The organism is Sanguibacter biliveldensis, from assembly GCF_033798665.1.
GTDB classification, from domain to species: Bacteria; Actinomycetota; Actinomycetes; order Actinomycetales; family Cellulomonadaceae; genus Sanguibacter; species Sanguibacter inulinus.
On record NZ_CP138359.1, the window covers coordinates 1084084 to 1101097 of the forward strand.

Annotated in this window: 14 protein-coding genes; 9 read left to right on the forward strand and 5 right to left on the reverse strand. The window is 69.9% G+C overall.

Translation table 11 applies throughout. From position 1 onward, the window contains the following. Positions 1–4: 4 nt before the first annotated feature. On the reverse strand, positions 5–1336 hold the full coding sequence (aroA, locus tag SANBI_RS04645) for a 3-phosphoshikimate 1-carboxyvinyltransferase (RefSeq protein WP_319159414.1): 1332 nt from the start codon (positions 1334–1336) through the stop codon (positions 5–7). Positions 1337–1432: 96 nt separating this feature from the next. Continuing rightward, a complete protein-coding gene (locus SANBI_RS04650; RefSeq protein WP_179913873.1) occupies positions 1433–1990 on the reverse strand; it encodes a DoxX family membrane protein in 558 nt (185 codons plus the stop codon). Between the two features lie 224 nt (positions 1991–2214). On the opposite strand from SANBI_RS04650, the gene SANBI_RS04655 reads away from it, so the two are divergent. Beyond that, complete coding sequence (locus SANBI_RS04655) at positions 2215–2925, forward strand: sigma-70 family RNA polymerase sigma factor (RefSeq protein ID WP_306526180.1); 711 nt, start codon at positions 2215–2217, stop codon at positions 2923–2925. Further along, positions 2922–3164, forward strand: a complete 243-nt coding sequence (gene rsrA / locus SANBI_RS04660; RefSeq protein ID WP_082544226.1) for a mycothiol system anti-sigma-R factor — start codon at positions 2922–2924, stop codon at positions 3162–3164. The genes SANBI_RS04655 and rsrA overlap by 4 nt, the downstream gene beginning before the upstream one ends. Before the next feature lie 182 nt (positions 3165–3346). Here rsrA and SANBI_RS18805 read toward each other — a convergent pair whose 3' ends face one another. Beyond that, positions 3347–3421, reverse strand: coding sequence for a 50S ribosomal protein bL37 (locus SANBI_RS18805; protein ID WP_156968370.1), 75 nt, complete (start codon positions 3419–3421; stop codon positions 3347–3349). 164 nt (positions 3422–3585) lie between these two features. Between SANBI_RS18805 and SANBI_RS04665 the strand changes: the two genes are divergently transcribed. From SANBI_RS04665 to SANBI_RS04695, 7 genes are all read left to right on the forward strand, one after another. Then, complete coding sequence (locus SANBI_RS04665; protein ID WP_319159417.1) at positions 3586–4674, forward strand: type IV pilus twitching motility protein PilT; 1089 nt, start codon at positions 3586–3588, stop codon at positions 4672–4674. A gap of 177 nt (positions 4675–4851) precedes the next feature. Further along, positions 4852–5889 (forward strand): LacI family DNA-binding transcriptional regulator, encoded by a 1038-nt coding sequence (locus tag SANBI_RS04670; RefSeq protein WP_319159419.1) that lies wholly within the window; start codon positions 4852–4854, stop codon positions 5887–5889. A gap of 152 nt (positions 5890–6041) precedes the next feature. Beyond that, positions 6042–6851 carry an ABC transporter permease gene (locus tag SANBI_RS04675; protein ID WP_319159421.1) on the forward strand — a complete coding sequence of 270 codons (810 nt, stop codon included), beginning with the start codon at positions 6042–6044 and terminating at the stop codon, positions 6849–6851. Positions 6852–6858: 7 nt separating this feature from the next. Next, positions 6859–7836, forward strand: coding sequence for a carbohydrate ABC transporter permease (locus SANBI_RS04680; protein WP_319159423.1), 978 nt, complete (start codon positions 6859–6861; stop codon positions 7834–7836). A 46-nt stretch (positions 7837–7882) separates the two neighbouring features. Then, complete coding sequence (locus SANBI_RS04685) at positions 7883–9493, forward strand: ABC transporter substrate-binding protein (protein WP_056137167.1); 1611 nt, start codon at positions 7883–7885, stop codon at positions 9491–9493. 89 nt (positions 9494–9582) lie between these two features. After that, a complete protein-coding gene (locus SANBI_RS04690; RefSeq protein WP_319159427.1) occupies positions 9583–11001 on the forward strand; it encodes a glycoside hydrolase family 32 protein in 1419 nt (472 codons plus the stop codon). 151 nt (positions 11002–11152) lie between these two features. Then, positions 11153–12013: a DUF4097 family beta strand repeat-containing protein gene (locus tag SANBI_RS04695; protein WP_179913881.1), complete on the forward strand. Its 861-nt coding sequence runs from the start codon at positions 11153–11155 to the stop codon at positions 12011–12013. Between the two features lie 206 nt (positions 12014–12219). On the opposite strand, the gene SANBI_RS04700 is transcribed toward SANBI_RS04695, so the two are convergent. Both SANBI_RS04700 and SANBI_RS04705 read right to left on the reverse strand, forming a co-directional pair. After that, on the reverse strand, positions 12220–12840 hold the full coding sequence (locus SANBI_RS04700; RefSeq protein ID WP_056136890.1) for a GDSL-type esterase/lipase family protein: 621 nt from the start codon (positions 12838–12840) through the stop codon (positions 12220–12222). A 181-nt stretch (positions 12841–13021) separates the two neighbouring features. Beyond that, positions 13022–16852, reverse strand: coding sequence for a multifunctional oxoglutarate decarboxylase/oxoglutarate dehydrogenase thiamine pyrophosphate-binding subunit/dihydrolipoyllysine-residue succinyltransferase subunit (locus SANBI_RS04705; RefSeq protein ID WP_408669735.1), 3831 nt, complete (start codon positions 16850–16852; stop codon positions 13022–13024). Positions 16853–17014 lie beyond the last annotated feature (162 nt).

The window sequence follows — 17014 nt, forward strand, 5'->3', positions numbered from 1 at the left end:
GCGGTCAGGCTCCCGCGCCCTGTGCGGCGAGCATGCCGGACCACAGGTCGGTGAAACCGGGGAGGGTCTTGGCCGTCGTGCCGACGTTCTCGACCTGTACCCCGGGCACCCGCAGGCCGATGATCGCCCCCGCTGTCGCCATGCGGTGGTCGTGGTAGGTCTCGAAGACCCCGCCGTGCAGCGGGCGCGGGGTGATGACCAGACCGTCGCTCGTCTGCTCGGCCTGCCCGCCGAGACGGGTGATCTCGGTCGCGAGGGCCGCGAGACGGTCCGTCTCGTGCCCGCGCAGGTGCGCGATGCCGCGCAGCCGGCTGGGGGAGTCGGCGATCGCGGCGAGGGCGGCGATGGTCGGGGCGAGCTCGCCCGCGGCGTGCAGGTCGACGTCGATCCCGCGGACCTCGCCGGTGCCGGTGACCGCCAGGACGTCGCCCTCGAGGTGCGCGGAGCCGCCCATGCGGGTCAGCAGCTCGGCCATCATCGCGCCGGGCTGGGTGGTGGTCGCCGGCCACCCCGGCACGCGGACCGTGCCGCCGACCACGAGGGCTGCGGCGAGGAAGGGACCGGCGTTGGACAGGTCGGGCTCGACCCTGACGTCGCGCGCTGCGACTGGGCCCGGCGAGACCTGCCAGATCGCCGGTCGGGAGTCGTCGACGACCACGCCGGCCTCGCGCAGCAGCTCGACGGTCATGTCGATGTGCGGGATGCTCGGCAGCGTCGTGCCCGTGTGGCGCAGCGTGAGGCCCTGCTCGAAGCGCGCTGCGGCCAGCAGGAGACCGGAGACGAACTGGCTCGACGCGGAGGCGTCGACGTCGACCGACCCGCCGCGGACCGAGCCTGTGCCGTGGATGGTGAAGGGGAGCAGCCCACGCCCGCCGTCGTCGACGCGCACGCCGAGACCGCGGAGCCCGTCGAGGATCGGTCCCATCGGACGGACCCTGGCGCCCTCGTCGCCGTCGAGGGTCACCCGGGCGCCGGAGAGCGCGGCGACAGCCGGGACGAAGCGCATGACGGTGCCGGCCAGCCCGCAGTCGACCGTGACGTCCCCGGTGACCTCACCGGGGGTGATGTGCCACTCGCTCGGGCTCTCGCCCTCGACCACGGTCGCACCGAGGGAGCGGAGCGCTGCGACCATGAGGTCGGTGTCGCGGCTGCGCAGCGCGCCGCGCAGGGTGCCCGGGCCGTCGGCGAGCGCGGCGAGCACCAGGAACCGGTTGGTGAGCGACTTCGAGCCGGGGACCTCGACCGTCGCGTCGAGCCGGCCGGGGGCTGCTGCCAGGGTCGGCGCAGCCCAGAGGTCGGCGTGCTCGGCGGGGCTCGTCGTGGGGGTGCTCGTCATGGTCCCCAGGTTATGGCACCGGGTGCCGAGACCGTGAAGCGGTCTCGGCACCCGGTGGCGTGCGAGGGCCCCGCGGACGGGGCTGGAGAGCTGGGGTCAGTCAGGGGTGACCGCGTCGACGACCTTCGTCTTGGCGGAGGACGCCGCCTTGCTCACCTTCGCGACCCGGGCCGCGCGCGCAGCCGTGGTCTCCTTTGCGGCCTTGATCGCAGCGTGCTTGTCGCGGGCGTTCTCGATCCGCCACGACATGCCGGGACGCCCCTCGGTGTCGACGCCGGCGAGCAGCGCAGCGCCGAGGGCGCCGAGCCTGCGGACGAACCGCTCCGTCCGCACGGAGCGGGAGACCGGGCCGGAGGTGAAGGGCTGGTCGGCGAGGGCGACCGGGACCGTCAGTGCGGCGAGGAACAGGGCCGAGCGGCGCGGTGCGCGACCCGTGGCCATCGACACGGCGGCGGCGACGGTGAGCGCGCCGTGCACGCGGACGGCGGTCTTGAGCTGGTTCTCCGTGAGCGGGGCCTGGCCGATCCGGGAGGTGACCTGGTCGGCCGGACCGCGCGCCGCCACGGCGTGCGCCGCAGGGTGGCGGAGGGCGTCGAGGCCGTCGTGCACGAACCAGGTGGCCAGCAGGGGTCGGGCGATCTTGCGCAGCAGCATCGGTGGGTCTCCTCACGACCAGGGTCCGGCAGGTCCCGCTGTGCCCGGCCGGGAGCAGCTGGTCCAGCAGGTCCCGCGGGGTCTCGCAGGTGCTGGCGCCGGGGTCGGCGCCGTCTGGCTCCGACTCTATCGCCGGACGTGGGCGGACGCTGCGCGAGGGCGTCGCAGAGGCGACCGGGAATGCGTGCGGCCGCAGTCGTGTTGACGCCCTCGTGACATGCGTACTGGAAGAGACGACGACCACCCGGGCTGCCCGTGCAGGCACCGGGGTGCCTGTGGGACTAGGCTCGGTCGTGATGACTGAAGACACCCACCGCGCGCCCGAGGCCGAGGGCGACGCCGAACGGACCCGACGGTTCGAGCGTGACGCGCTCGCGCACCTCGACCAGCTGTACTCCGCCGCGCTGCGGATGACCCGCAACCCGAGCGACGCCGAGGACCTGGTCCAGGAGACCTTCGCCAAGGCCTTCGCGGCCTTCCACCAGTACAGGCCTGACACCAACCTCAAGGCCTGGCTGTACAGGATCCTCACCAACACCTTCATCAACACGTACCGCAAGAAGCAGCGCGAGCCCCAGCAGTCTGCTGCCGAGGACGTCGAGGACTGGCAGATCGCCCGGGCGGCGTCGCACACCTCGACGGGTCTGCGGTCGGCCGAGGCCGAGGCGCTCGACAGGCTGCCGGACTCGGACGTCAAGCGGGCCCTCCAGGAGATCCCGGAGGACCGTCGCATCGCGGTGTACCTCGCGGACGTCGAGGGCTTCCCGTACAAGGAGATCGCCGAGATCATGGGCACGCCGATCGGCACCGTGATGTCGAGGCTGCACCGTGGGCGTGGCCAGCTGCGCGCGCTGCTGACGGACTACGCGGCCGACCGAGGATTCGCAGGGGCAGACCGTACGGCAGGGACGACGAGCACGAAGGGGGAACGGTGAGAGACGACGACAGCTGCGACGAGGTGATGAAGCACCTCTTCGAGTTCCTGGACTCCGAGATGACCACCTCGGACGCCGAGAAGATGCGCGTGCACGTCGCCGAGTGCTCTCCGTGCCTCGCCGAGCTCGGCATCGACGAGATGGTCAAGCGTCTGCTCCGCCGCTCGTGCACCGAGCAGGCGCCCGAGCACCTGCGGGTGCGCATCCACACCCAGATCACGCTGCTCAGCGAGGGCTGAGCACGGCCGGGCGAGCAGGCCCGCCGGTGCCTCGGCCTGGTCACGTGCGCACGTGACACGTCAGGCTGTACCGGAGCACCGGAGCACCGGAGCACCGGAGCGCCGGATCCGGGTGCTCACCCCAGACGCACGAAGGGCCCCGTCGCAGCTGCGACGGGGCCCTTCGTGTACGTATCGACGAATCAGGCGTTGGGACGCTTGCCGTGATTCGCTGCGCTGCCCTTACGGCTGCGACGCTTGCGTCCGCGCTTGCTCATGGTTACTCCCTGACGTCGAAGGACTGGTTGGTCGCGCGCGACAGCGCACGAGCCTCGTCTCTATGGTCCCACACATAGGACAGTGCCTCGAACCCGGGCGTGGCGGCGGCTGTCACCTGCCCTCGTGCCTCAAGTCTCGCTGCGCTCCTGCCGATGGATCGCACGTGAGCGAAACGCGCCAGTCCGTCATCCCGCTGCTCCACGCCCTCGCGAGCACAGGAGCCTCCGACCTGCACTGCAAGGTCGGCTCCTCGCCGCGCGTCAGGGTCGACGGGCGGCTGCGCAAGCTGCAGGTCGCCCCGCTCGAGCCCGCCGACACCCTGTCGATGCTCGCCGAGGTGCTCCCGGACTCCTTCCTGAGCGACTTCGAGCGCAACCACGAGGCGGACTTCGCCTATCAGCTCGACGGCGTGGGCCGGTTCCGCGTGAACGCCTACCAGGCCCGCGGGCACGTCGGGCTCGTGCTGCGCCGTGTGACCGAGGGGACGGTGTCGCTCTCCGAGCTCGGGCTGCCCGAGATCGTCGGGGAGCTCGCCCTGGAACCCCGAGGCCTCGTCCTCGTCACCGGACCGACAGGCTCGGGCAAGACGACGACCCTCGCCTCGATGGTCGACCTCATCAACACGCTCCGCGAGGTCAACATCATCTCGATCGAAGACCCGATCGAGGTGCTCCACGAGGACAAGAAGGCGATCATCTCCCAGCGGGAGGTCCGCCACGACACCAACGACTTCGGCTCGGCCCTGCGCGCGGCCATGCGCCAGGACCCCGACGTGATCCTCGTCGGCGAGATGCGCGACTCCGAGACCGTGCGGGCTGCGCTCGCGGCGGCCGAGACCGGGCACCTCGTCATGTCGACCCTGCACACCATCGACGCGCAGGAGACCGTCAACCGGGTGGTCGACTTCTTCCCGCCGCACGAGCAGACGCAGGTCCGTGCCGCGCTGTCGCAGTCGCTGCGCGGGGTGGTCTCGCAGCGGCTCGTGCGCCGGGCGGACACCGCCGGGCGCCGGGTGGTCTGCGAGGTCATGGTCAACACCGGACGCACGGCCGAGGCGATCGTCGACCCTGCGAACAACCCGCCGCTGCTCGACCTCATCGCCGACGGCGGCTACTACAAGATGCAGACCTTCGACCAGCACCTCTTCGACCTGGTCCGCGACGGCGTGGTCAGCTACGAGGACGCGTGCGCCGTCGCGACGAACCCGCAAGACCTCACGGTCGAGCTGCGCGGTGCAGGTCTGATCGGCTGAGATGCCAGCGGGCCGGGTCGCGCCGGGGCCGGCGAGCGCCGCGTGCGCGGCGTCGACGCGCCCGGCCTGCCCTGCGCGACCGCCTCCGTCAGACTGCCGCGAGACGGCTCTTGACACCGCCCGCAGACCGCCCCTACCTTTCAGTCATACGATTAACCGACTCGATGGAGAGCAGCGATGGTGCGACGTACCCAGCCCGTGACGATGAAGGATGTCGCGGAGCGTGCAGGTGTCTCGCAGGCGACTGTCTCGCTCGTCCTCAACAATGTGCGCGGGAGCAGGGTCGCCGACGCGACCCGGGACCGTGTCATGGGTGCGGTCCGTGATCTCGGGTACAGCACGAACGCCTTCGCCAGGTCCCTGCGCAGCGGCGAGTCCGGGATGATCGGCTTCATCTCCGACGAGGTCGCGAGCTCGCCCTTCGCAGGAGAGCTCCTCAAGGGTGCGCAGCTCTTGGCCTGGGAGACCGGCAACGTGATCCTCGGGGTCGACACCTTCGGCGACCCTGGGCTCGAGGCTGCGGCCGTCGACACGATGCTGTCCTACAGGGTCCGGGGCGTCGTCTACGCCTCGATGTTCCACAGGGTGGTCGAGGTGCCCGAGGGGCTCGCCGGCGTCCCGACAGTGGTCGTCAACGCCCAGGACGGCGCCGGTCTGGTCCCGAGCGTCTTCCCTGACGAAGAGCTCGGCGGCTACACGGCGACCCGGCACCTGGTCGAGGCAGGTCACACCCGGATCGCGATGATCAACATCCAGTCACCGGACAGCACGCTGCCTGCGGGGATCGGACGTCTCGCCGGCTACCGCCGAGCCCTCGACGAGGCCGGGATCGCCGAGCGGCCGGACTGGGTCCGCTACGGCACCGGGATCGTCGAGGACGGGCTCGCGCTCACCACTGAGCTCATGTCCGCCTCCGACCGTCCCACAGCGATCTTCTGCGGGAACGACCGCACGGCCTGGGGTGCCTACAGGGCCCTCGAGAGGCTCGGTCTGAGGACCCCGCAGGACTGCTCGATCGTCGGTTTCGACAACCACCAGATGGTCGCCCCCTATCTCGACCCGGGGCTCACGACGCTCGAGCTCCCGTACGAGCAGATGGCCACCACGGCCGTCGAGATCCTTCTCTCTGGCGCTCCGGACACCGCCGGTGCGCATCCCGTCGAGTGCTCGCTGATCTCTCGTGGATCGGTGACCGAGGCAAAGGTGCCCGCATGACCACGAAGTCCCCACCCCGGAGCGCGCAGACGCGCCCGGTGCGACGTCCCGCAGGCTTCCGGCAGATGCTGAGGCGTGCTCGGCGGAGCTGGCAGTTATACGTATTACTAGCCCCGGCGCTGCTCTCGGTCCTCGTCTTCAAGTACTGGCCGATGTACGGCGCCCAGATCGCCTTCCGCAACTACAACCCGGCCGACGGCTTCTCCGGGAGCCCGTGGGTCGGTCTCGAGCACTTCGAGCGCTTCATCAGCTCGTTCCAGTTCGAGAGGCTCCTGGCCAACACCCTCACGGTCAACGCTCTCGGGCTGCTCATCGCCTTCCCGGTGCCGATCATCCTCGCGCTGATCGTCAACCAGCTGCAGAGCGACAGGTTCAAGAAGTTCACGCAGACGGTCCTGTACTCGCCGTCGTTCATCTCGGTCGTCGTGGTCGTCGGCATGATCCACCTGCTGTTCTCGCCCCAGTCGGGGATCGTCAACAACGCGATCGTCGCCCTCGGCGGGGACCCGATCTTCTTCATGGGATCACCCGACTGGTTCCGGCCCCTGTACATCGGGTCGGACATCTGGCAGAACGCCGGCTTCTCGATGATCGTCTACCTCGCCGCGCTCACCGCGATCGACCCCTCGCTGCACGAGGCGGCCCGGGTCGACGGCGCCGACAGGTGGCAACGGATCCGGCACATCGACATCCCCGGGATCCTCCCGGTCGTGACGATCTTGTTCATCCTGGCGATCGGCAACCTCTTCAACCTCGGGTTCGAGAAGGTCCTGCTCATGCAGACCGACCTCAACCTGCCGACCTCCGAGGTGATCCAGACCTACGTGTACAAGGCAGGGCTGCAGCAGGCGCAGTTCAGCTATTCGGCCGCGATCGGCCTGTTCAACTCCCTGATCAACCTCGTCCTGCTCCTGACGTTCAACCGGATCGCCAGGCGCGCAGGCCAATCGAGCCTCTGGTGATGACGCCATGACCCACACGATCTCTCCGCCGAGCCCTGCCACCGATGCAGGCTCGAACCCGCCGCCGCGTCAGCCTCGGAGGCTGCCACCCCTGCGGTCCTTCAGGGAGCGCTTCGGCGACCCCGCGTTCACCGTCGTCTCGATCGGCACGCTGCTGGTCGCGATCGCCGTGATCCTCTACCCCCTCTACTTCATCGTGATCGCCTCGTTCAGCGAGCCCTCGGCGATCCTCAACGGTCAGGTGTGGCTCTGGCCGAAGGGCTTCACGGTCGAGGGGTACCAGCGGATCTTCGCCGACCCGGCGATCCTGAGGGGCTTCGCCAACTCGGTCCTGTACACGGTCCTGGGCACCACGATCAGCGTGGTCCTCATCTTGTGCGGCGCCTACGCGCTGTCCCGCAGGGACCTCTTCGGCCGCAAGGTGATCATGATGGTCTTCATCGCCACGATGTTCATCGACGGCGGTCTCATCGCCCGGTACCTCGTGGTCCGCGACCTCGGCATGCTCGACACGATCTGGGCCGTCGTGCTGCCTGGTTCCGTCGGGGTGTGGAACCTCATCATCGCCCGGGCGTTCTTCGAGAACAACGTCCCCGGCGAGCTGCGCGAGGCCGCCCAGCTGGACGGTGCCAACGACTTCAGGTTCTTCTTCCAGATCGTCCTGGCGCTGTCGAAGCCGCTGATCTTCCTCATGATCATGATCCACCTCGTGGCGAACTGGAACGCGTTCTTCGACGCCCTCATCTACCTCGACGACGAGAGCAAGTACCCCTTGCAGCTGGTGCTGAGGAATGTCCTCATCCAGTCCGAGGTGACCTCCGCCGGAGGCACCGCCGGCCTCGACTCCTACGCCGCTGCACAACGCCTCGGCGAGCTGATCAAGTACGGGATGATCGTGATCTCGAGCATCCCTCTCCTGGTCGTGCTGCCGTTCATGCAGAAGCACTTCACCAAGGGCGCCCTGCTCGGCGCTGTGAAGAGCTGATCCGCCCATGCTCCCCCTGATGCGCCGAACCGACAGGAAGACCCTCATGAGACACCGCCGTTTCACCACAGTCACCACGCTCACCGTCACCGGGTCGCTGCTGCTGGCCGCCTGCGGAGGAGGGGGTGGCGGAGCCGTCGACGACCAGTCGGCCGACGTCGGCCTCAACCTCGAGGGGCTGCCGGTCGTCGACACGAAGATCACGCTGACCTTCGGCGGGACGAAGTCCGCCCTCGCCCCCGACTACGGCGACATGGAGCTCGTCCAGCAGTGGGAGAAGGACACCAACATCGCGATCGACTGGACCAACCTCCCCGAGCAGGTCTACGCCGAGAAGAAGAACCTCATGCTCGCAGGCGACAGCCTGCCCGACGTCCTCTACAACACGGGTCTGAGCGACGCCGAGATCGTCCAGAACGGCAGCAACGGGACGCTGCTGCCCCTCGAAGACCTCATCGAGGAGTACGCCCCGACGCTCTCTGCGATCCTCGAGGAGCGCCCCGACATCCGGGCGGCGCTCACCGACTCCGAGGGGCACATCTACACCCTCCCCTCGGTCGAAGAGCTCGGGATCCTGCAGTACCCGAACTTCCTGTACATCAACAAGGCCTGGCTCGACGCCCTCGGGCTGGCGATGCCGACGACCGTCGAGGAGTACCACGCGGCCCTCGAGGCCTTCAAGACGCAGGACCCGAACGGCAACGGCAAGGCCGACGAGATCCCGCTGTCCTTCAGGACCGACTCGTTCTGCGCCAACCCGCACGACCTCGTCGCAGCCCTCGGCGGCCAGCCGGAGAACAACGACCACCGCATCGTCCGGGACGGGAAGGTGCAGTTCACCGCGAGCACCGACGAGTACCGCGCCGGGATCGAAGGCCTCTCCGAGTGGTACTCCCAGGGTCTGATCGACCCTGAGTCCTTCTCGCAGGACGACGTGGCCTACCTGTCCAAGGGCAAGGCCGAGACCCCGGTCCTCGGGTCGTTCTTCTGGTGGGAGCTCGAGGAGATGGTCGGCGACGACCGCGCCGGCGACTACGCGATGCTCGGCGTCCTCGAGGGTGTCGACGGAGAGCGCCTGGCGAGCGTGGCGAACAACCAGGAGATCAGCCGCGGGGCGATGGCGATCACCCGTGCCAACGCCTACCCGGCAGCGACCATGCGCTGGGCCGACCGTCTGTACGACCCGGTGATGTCCGCGCAGGCCAGCTGGGGCCCGCTCGGCGTGACCCTCGAAGAAGACGCCGACGGCATGCTGGTCCAGATCCCTGCCGCCGAGGGCGAGTCTGAGGGCGAGCGACGCCAGAAGGTCGCCCCCGGCGGCCCGAAGATCACCACGGCCGAAGACTTCGAGACCGTCGTGGCCCCCGAGCCGCGCGCCAAGGTCCGCCAGGACCTCGTCGAGGAGTACTACGCCCCCTACGCGGCCAACGAGGCCTACCCCCCGGTCCTGCTCTCGACCGACGAGCTCGACCGGACGTCCTTCGTCGTGACCGACATCAACAGCCTGGTGAAGGAGAAGTTCGCCAGCTGGATCGTCGAGGGCACCGTCGGGGCCGAGTGGGACGGCTATGTCTCGACCCTCGAGTCGATGGGCGTCGACGACGTGACCGCGACCTACCAGCAGGCCTACGACCGCTTCCAGCAGGGCGGCGCCTGACCACCGAGCCGGGGCGGGCGCACCGCCCGCTCCGGCTCCGGCCGCCCCCTCGCAGCACGACGACCCCTCGACTCTTCAGGAGCCACACCGTGACCTTCCCCCCTCCCTCCACGGGCACAGTCCCCTCGCTGCGTCCCGTCGCCCACTTCACGGCGCGCGATACCTGGCTCAACGACCCCAACGGTCTGCTGTTCCACGACGGCACCTATCACCTCTTCTTCCAGAACAACCCGCAGGGATCGACCTGGGGGGAGATCTCGTGGGGGCACGCGACCTCGACCGACCTCGTGACCTGGCAGGAGCAGGAGGTCGCGATCTGGGCGACCGACGACGAGATGGCCTTCTCGGGCAGCGCGGTCGTCGACAGCCAGAACACCAGCGGGCTCGCAGGGCCCGGTGAGACGGCCCTCGTGGCGGTCTACACCAGTGCGGCCCGCCCTCGCGCCGGTGCGCCGGGGATCCAGTCGCAGTCGCTGGCCTACAGCGTGGACGCCGGAGCCACCTGGACCAGGTACGCGGGGAACCCGGTCCTGGACATCGGGTCGACCGAGTTCCGCGACCCGAAGGTCTTCTGGTTCGGCGCAGAGACCGGAGCCGACGGCGGCCCGGGGGAGGGCCACTGGGTGATGGTCGCCGTCGAGGCCGTCGACAGGCGTGCGGTCCTCTACACCTCGCCCGACCTCCTCTCGTGGACCTACGCCTCGGCCTTCGGCCCGGCGCACGCGACCGGTGGTGTGTGGGAGTGCCCCGACCTCTTCCCGCTCGTCGTGCAGGAGACCGGCGAGACCCGCTGGGTGCTCGTCGTCAGCCTCAACCCCGGCGGGATCGCCGGAGGATCAGGCTCGCAGTACTTCGTCGGAGACTTCGACGGCACGACCTTCGTCGCGGAGCGCCTGTCGACCTCGACCGAGCCCGCCGACCACGACTGGCTCGACTACGGAAGGGACTACTACGCCGCGGTCTCCTTCAACCACGTCCCGGACGGTCGACGCCTGATGGTCGGGTGGGCCAGCAACTGGGAGTACGCCAACGACACCCCGACAGCTCCGTGGCGCTCGGCGATGTCCCTCGTCCGGGAGGTCGACCTCGTGCTGGGCGCGGACGGGCGTCACCGGGTGCGCCAGCACCCCGTCCTGCCTCCGGCGGAGGTCCTGCCGGGTGTCTTCGAGCTCTCCGTGCCCTGCGGCGCGGGGGACCGGACAGCCCTCGTGCTCACCGGTGACGACGGCGGGTCGGATCGGCTGGTCCTCACGGTCGACGGGGACGAGCGCAGCATCACCTGCGACAGGACGCAGAGCGGTGCCGTCGACTTCCACCCGGCCTTCCCCTCGGTCGACTGGGCACCGCTGCCGGTCGGGGCGGACGACGTCGTCGACGTCGTCGTGGTGGTCGACGCGACTGTCGTCGAGGTCTACGTCGGGGGTGGGCTGGTGACGCTCACCGAGCAGGTGTTCCCGTCGAGCCCCTTCACCCGCCTCGACCGCGAGGTCCTCAGCACCGCAGGGTAGGTCTGGGCGGGGCGCGTCGTCGCCGGGTCGGGTGCACGTCTCTGGTGACGCCCAGCCAGGGCGTCTACGGTGGGACGACGAGGTGCACGGACCCGGCCGGGCGCAGAGCCGACGAGCCGACGTGCACCGCCCCGACGACAGGAGTGTGTGCATGCGCAACGAGACCTGGGTCATCGCGGAGCCGCGGACCCTGACGACCTCTGTGGTGGCCAACGCGGCCGACGCTGCGGCAGCCTTCGGTGAGCAGCCGACCTTCGGCGCCGGGGACGGGCCCGTGACCCGCGTGGTCGTCTCGCTGACGGGCGGCTCGGTCCGCGTGGAGGCGCACGACAGGGTCGACGTCGAGCTCGACGTCCTCGCGCTGTCCGACCGTCCCGTCGTCGCCCGGCTGGAGGGGGAGACCTTCTCGGTCTCCTACGACTTCTCGGGTGTCGAGGGCCTGGTCGACAGGGTCAAGAGCTTCTCGGGCAAGGACACCGCTGACGTGGTCGTGCGGGTCCCGCGCGCCGCGACGGTCAAGGTCACCACGGCGCGCTCCGACGTGAGCGTGCAGGACGTCGAGGCCCCGGTCACCGTCACCACGGCGAGCGGCTCGGCCGAGGCAGTCAGCCTCACCGGTCCGTTGTCCCTGACCACGGCCTCCGGACGGGCAGCCGTCACGCAGCACACAGGACCTGTCACCGTCCGGACGGTCTCGGGCACGGCGCACGTGGCGGGCACGATCACCCGGGCGGACGTGCAGACAGTCTCGGGCCAGGTCGCCCTCGAGCTGGCCGGCAGCGCCGGTCACGTGAGCACCAAGACCGTGTCCGGGCGCATCTCGGTGCGGGTCGCCCCCGGCACGGGCATCGATCTCAAGGCGCGCACCGTGACCGGGACGGCGTCCTTCGACGGCGAGCGGATCACGGGGGAGAACCGCACGGCGCAGATCGTCCGTGCCGAGGCCGGCGCGACGCTCTTCGTCGACGCCAGCACGGTCTCCGGAGACGTCACGGTCTCGCACACGCTCTGACAGCGACAGCGACAGCGACAGCGAGCGCGGCGGTCGGTGTCAGGTGGTCTGAGCATCCTGCCTGACCGGACCAGACGCTCGCACGACGAGAGCCCGCCCCTCAGGGGACGGGCTCTCGTCATGTGTCACGGCGCTGTGCGACGCGTCGCCGGGTGTGTCACCGATGGGCGCACGGTGCTTGCCCCCTAGCAGCCGTCCGCGAGCCCTCAGGCTGACGCGTCGTCGTCCGGCAGACCCAACCAGCCGTACCAGCCCGTGTGCAGGACGAGCCACGCCATGAGGCCGTAGCCCGCCTGGCCCGGGTAGGGGACGCCGTTGGCGGCGATGTCGCCGAGCCACTGCTCGTGGTCGACGAGGGGGGTGAAGGTGTCCACGTAGGGCACGCGGCGGCGGTTGGCCACGTCCCCGAAGGCTGACGAGAGCTCGGCGAGCCGTTCGCGGTCGGCGTCCGCACCGGGGGGCGGGCCGACGACGAAGGCCGGGATGCGCCGGGAGTCGGCGACGTCGAGCATGTTCGCGAGGTTGAGGCGGCTGCGGGCGACCGACAGGTCGGCGTCGACGTCAGCGCGGCCGAGGGCGATGACGAGCCTGTGGTCGACCTCGGGGGCACCTGTCGCCCGACGGTTGAACTCGCCCTCCCAGCGGGCGCTGAGCGCTGTCGTCGTCTCGCCGGGGACCACGAGCGGGAAGACCATGGTGAGCGCGGGGGAGTGGGTGCGGGCTGTGACCCGGCCCAGCCACCCGAGGCCCTTCGGGTCCCCGACGCCTGCGGCGAGCTCGTCTCCGACGACGCAGATGCGGAGCTGGTCCTGGCCTGGCGATGTCACGGGTGCTCCTGGTCGTTCGGTGCTGGGGGACGGCGAGGGATGCCGGGCGTCCGGTCGTGCTGAGCCTGTCACGGCTGCTGAGCCCATTCTCCGTCAGGTCGGCGCGCCAGACGCGGAACGGGCGCCCGCCACGCCTTCGCGTGTCGTGCGCCCGTCCACGTGGAGCGGTCGTGCAGCCGGGTCAGCGGGCGAAGGCGCGCTCGACCAGGTCGGTCTGCTCGGCGAGGTGCTTCTTGGCCGAGCCGGCCGCCGGCGAGGCCGACGCCGTGCGCGAGACGACACGCATCTCGCGGCCGATGGCCTCGGGGGCGTTGAGCGCGATGAAGGGCCACGCGCCCTGGTTCTCGGGCTCGTCCTGGACCCAGACGACCTCGGCGTCACCGAAGGGCGCGAGCGCCTCGCGGAGCATCTCGCCCTCGAGCGGGTACAGCTGCTCGAGACGGACGATCGCCGTCGACCTGTCGCCGCTCTTCACGCGGTGCGCGAGCAGGTCGTAGTAGACCTTGCCCGAGCAGAGCAGCACACGGTCGACCGACGAGGCGGAGGCCTCGGCGAGGTCGTCGGCGATGATCTCGCGGAAGGTGCCGCTCGTGAAGTCCTCGGTCGGCGAGGCGGCGGCCTTGAGGCGCAGCATCGACTTCGGGGTCATCACCACGAGCGGGCGGCGCGGACGGGCGTAGGCCTGGCGTCGCAGCAGGTGGAAGTACGAGGCCGGGGTGCTCGGGAACGCGACCGTGAGGTTGTCCTCGGCGCAGAGCTGGAGGAACCTCTCGACGCGGGCCGAGGAGTGGTCCGGTCCCTGGCCCTCGTAGCCGTGCGGGAGGAGGAGGACGACCGAGGAGTTCTGGCCCCACTTCTGCTCGGCCGAGGAGATGAACTCGTCGATGATGGTCTGCGCGCCGTTGACGAAGTCGCCGAACTGCGCCTCCCACAGCACGAGCGCGTCGGGGCGCTCGACCGAGTAGCCGTACTCGAAGCCGAGGGCCGCGAACTCGCTGAGCGAGGAGTCGTAGACCCAGAGCTTCGCCTGGTCGCCCGAGAGGTAGAGCAGCGGGGTCCACTCGGCGCCGGTCTCGCGGTCGTGCATCACGGCGTGGCGCTGCACGAAGGTCCCGCGGCGCGAGTCCTGGCCCGCGAGACGGATCGGCGTGCCCTCCATGAGCAGCGAGCCGAAGGCGAGGATCTCGCCGTAGCCCCAGTCGATGCCACCCTCGGAGGACATCGCCGCACGCTTCTCGAGGAGCTGCGCGAGCTTGGGGTGCACGGTGAAGCCGGCCGGCGGGGTGGCGTGCGCCTGCCCGATGCGGTCGAGGACCGACTGGTCGGTCGCAGTCTTCCAGCCGACCATCGTGCCGGCGTCCTCGCGCTGGGACTCAGGACGCTCGAGACCGGCGACAGGGTCGGAGTTGGCGGGCGGGGTGTAGCCGCCCTCGCGGGTCTCGGTGAAGACACGCTCGAGCTGGGCCTGGTAGTCCTGGAGGACCTGCTCGGCCTCCTCGACGCTGATGTCGCCGCGGGCCACGAGGTTCTCGGTGTAGAGCTTGCGGACCGAGCGCTTGGCCTCGATGAGGTTGTACATGAGCGGCTGGGTCATCGAGGGGTCGTCACCCTCGTTGTGGCCGCGGCGGCGGTAGCAGACCATGTCGATGATGACGTCGCGGTCGAACTCCTCGCGGAACTCGAAGGCGAGCTGCGCGACGCGCACGACAGCCTCGGGGTCGTCGCCGTTCACGTGGAAGATCGGCACCTGGAGGCCCTTGGCCACGTCGGTGCAGTACAGCGTGGACCGCGAGGACGACGGCCCCGTGGTGAAGCCGACCTGGTTGTTGATGACCACGTGGATCGTGCCGCCGGTGCGGTACCCGCGCAGCTGGGCGAGGTTGAGCACCTCGGTCACGACGCCCTGGCCCGCGAAGGCCGCGTCGCCGTGGATGAGGATCGGCAGGACGGAGAACCCGTCGCCGCCGAGGTCGATGCGGTCCTGCTTGGCGCGGACGATCCCCTCGAGGACAGGGTCGACGGCCTCGAGGTGCGAGGGGTTGGCCGCGAGGTACACCTTGGTGGTCGCGCCAGACTCGGAGGTGAAGGTGCCCTCGGTGCCGAGGTGGTACTTGACGTCACCCGAGCCCTGGACGGTGCGCGGGTCCTGGTTGCCCTCGAACTCCGAGAAGATCTGCGCATAGCTCTTGCCCGCGATGTTCGCGAGGATGTTCAGGCGGCCGCGGTGCGCCATGCCGATGCAGACCTCGTCGAGGCCGGCGTCGGCCGCGCTCGACAGCACGCCGTCGAGGAGCGCGATGACCGACTCGCCGCCCTCGAGGGAGAAGCGCTTCTGCCCGACGAACTTCGTCTGCAGGAAGGTCTCGAAGGCCTCGGCCGAGTTGAGACGGCGCAGGATGCGCAGCTGCTCCTCGCGCGGGGTGCGCTCGTAGCCGGCCTCGAGGCGGGCCTGGAGCCACTTGCGCTGCGTGCGGTCGGCGAGGTGCATGTACTCCGCGCCGATGGTGCGGCAGTAGGAGTCGCGCAGCAGACCGAGGATGTCGCGCAGCGTCGCCTTGGGCTTGGGGCCGAAGCCGTTCACCGGGAAGGTGCGGTCGAGGTCCCACAGCGTCAGGCCGTGCGTCTGGACGTCGAGGTCCGGGTGCTTGCGCTGGCGGTAGGCGAGAGGGTCGGTGTCGGCCATGAGGTGGCCGCGCGAGCGGTAGGAGTGGATGAGCTCGGCGATGCGTGCAGGCTTCGCAGCCTCGGCGTCGGCGTCCACGGTGTTGTCGCGGACCCAGCGCACGGGCTCGTAGGGCACCCGCAGCGAGGCGAAGACGCGGTCGTAGAAGCCGTCCTCGCCGATGAGCTTGAGCCCGAGGATCCGCAGGAAGTCGCCCGACTGCGCACCCTGGATGATGCGGTGGTCGTAGGTCGAGGTGATGGTGAGGACCTTGGAGATCGCCATCTTCGACAGCTGCTCGAGCGAGGCCCCGGCGAACTCCGCCGGGTAGTCCATGGCACCGACGCCGATGATCGCGCCCTGGCCGGTGACCAGGCGCGGCACGGAGTGCACGGTGCCGATGGTGCCCGGGTTGGTCAGCGAGATCGTGGCGCCCTGGTGGTCCTCGACCGTGAGCTTGTTGTTGCGGGCGCGGCGGACGATGTCCTCGTAGGCGGCCCAGAACTGCGCGAAGTCCATCGTCTCGGCAGCCTTGATGCTCGGGACGAGGAGCTGGCGGGTGCCGTCGGGCTTCGGGAGGTCGATCGCGAGACCGAAGTTCACGTGGGCCGGCTGGATGACCGAGGGCTTGCCGTCGACGAGCGCGTAGCTCGCGTTCATGGACGGCATCTCCTTGAGGGCCTCGACGAGCGCGAAGCCGATGAGGTGCGTGAAGGAGACCTTGCCGCCACGACCACGGACGAGGTGGTTGTTGATGACGATGCGGTTGTCGACCATCAGCTTGGCCGGCACGGCGCGCACCGACGTCGCCGTGGGGACCGTGAGGCTGGCCTCCATGTTGGAGACGACCCGGGCGGCGGGGCCACGGAGCTTCTGGACGTCGTCCTGCCCCTCGGTCGCCGACGGGGAGGTCCGCACCTTCGCGACCTCGGCGTAGGGGGCCGTCGCGGGCTGGGCTGTGGCGACGGGGGGCTGGGTGGGAGAGTCTGCGTGCACGGCGGCCTCCTGCGACTCGGCGGCCTTCTGGACCTTCTGCGCCTGGCGCGCGGCCTGCTCGCCGTGGGTGCGCGGGGCTGTTGCTGCGGCGCTGGCCTTCTCGGCCGGGGCCTGCTGCGCGGGGGCTGCCGGTGCCGGCGTCGTGGCAGGCTGCGGGGCCGCAGGGGCCGGCGCTGCCTGCGCGGTGCTGCCTGCGGACGCACCGCCGATCGACGAGGTGTCGGGGCTCGCCTCTCCCGGGGTGTAGCTCTCGAAGAAGTCCCACCACGCAGGGTCGACGGCGTTCTTGTCGGCGAGGAACTGCTCGTACAGCTCGTCGACCAGCCACTCGTTGGCTCCGAAGATGGCACTCACAGCACTGATCGACTCTGACTCAGCATTCGAGGACACGGAAGGGTTCGCCCACTTTCGTACAGATCGCTACCGCGGCGCGCGGTATCTGACGCTCCCAGCCTAGGGCCTAAAGACCTACGTCCCGGACCGTAACCGGGGCTATTCGCCCAGTGACTTTCGTCC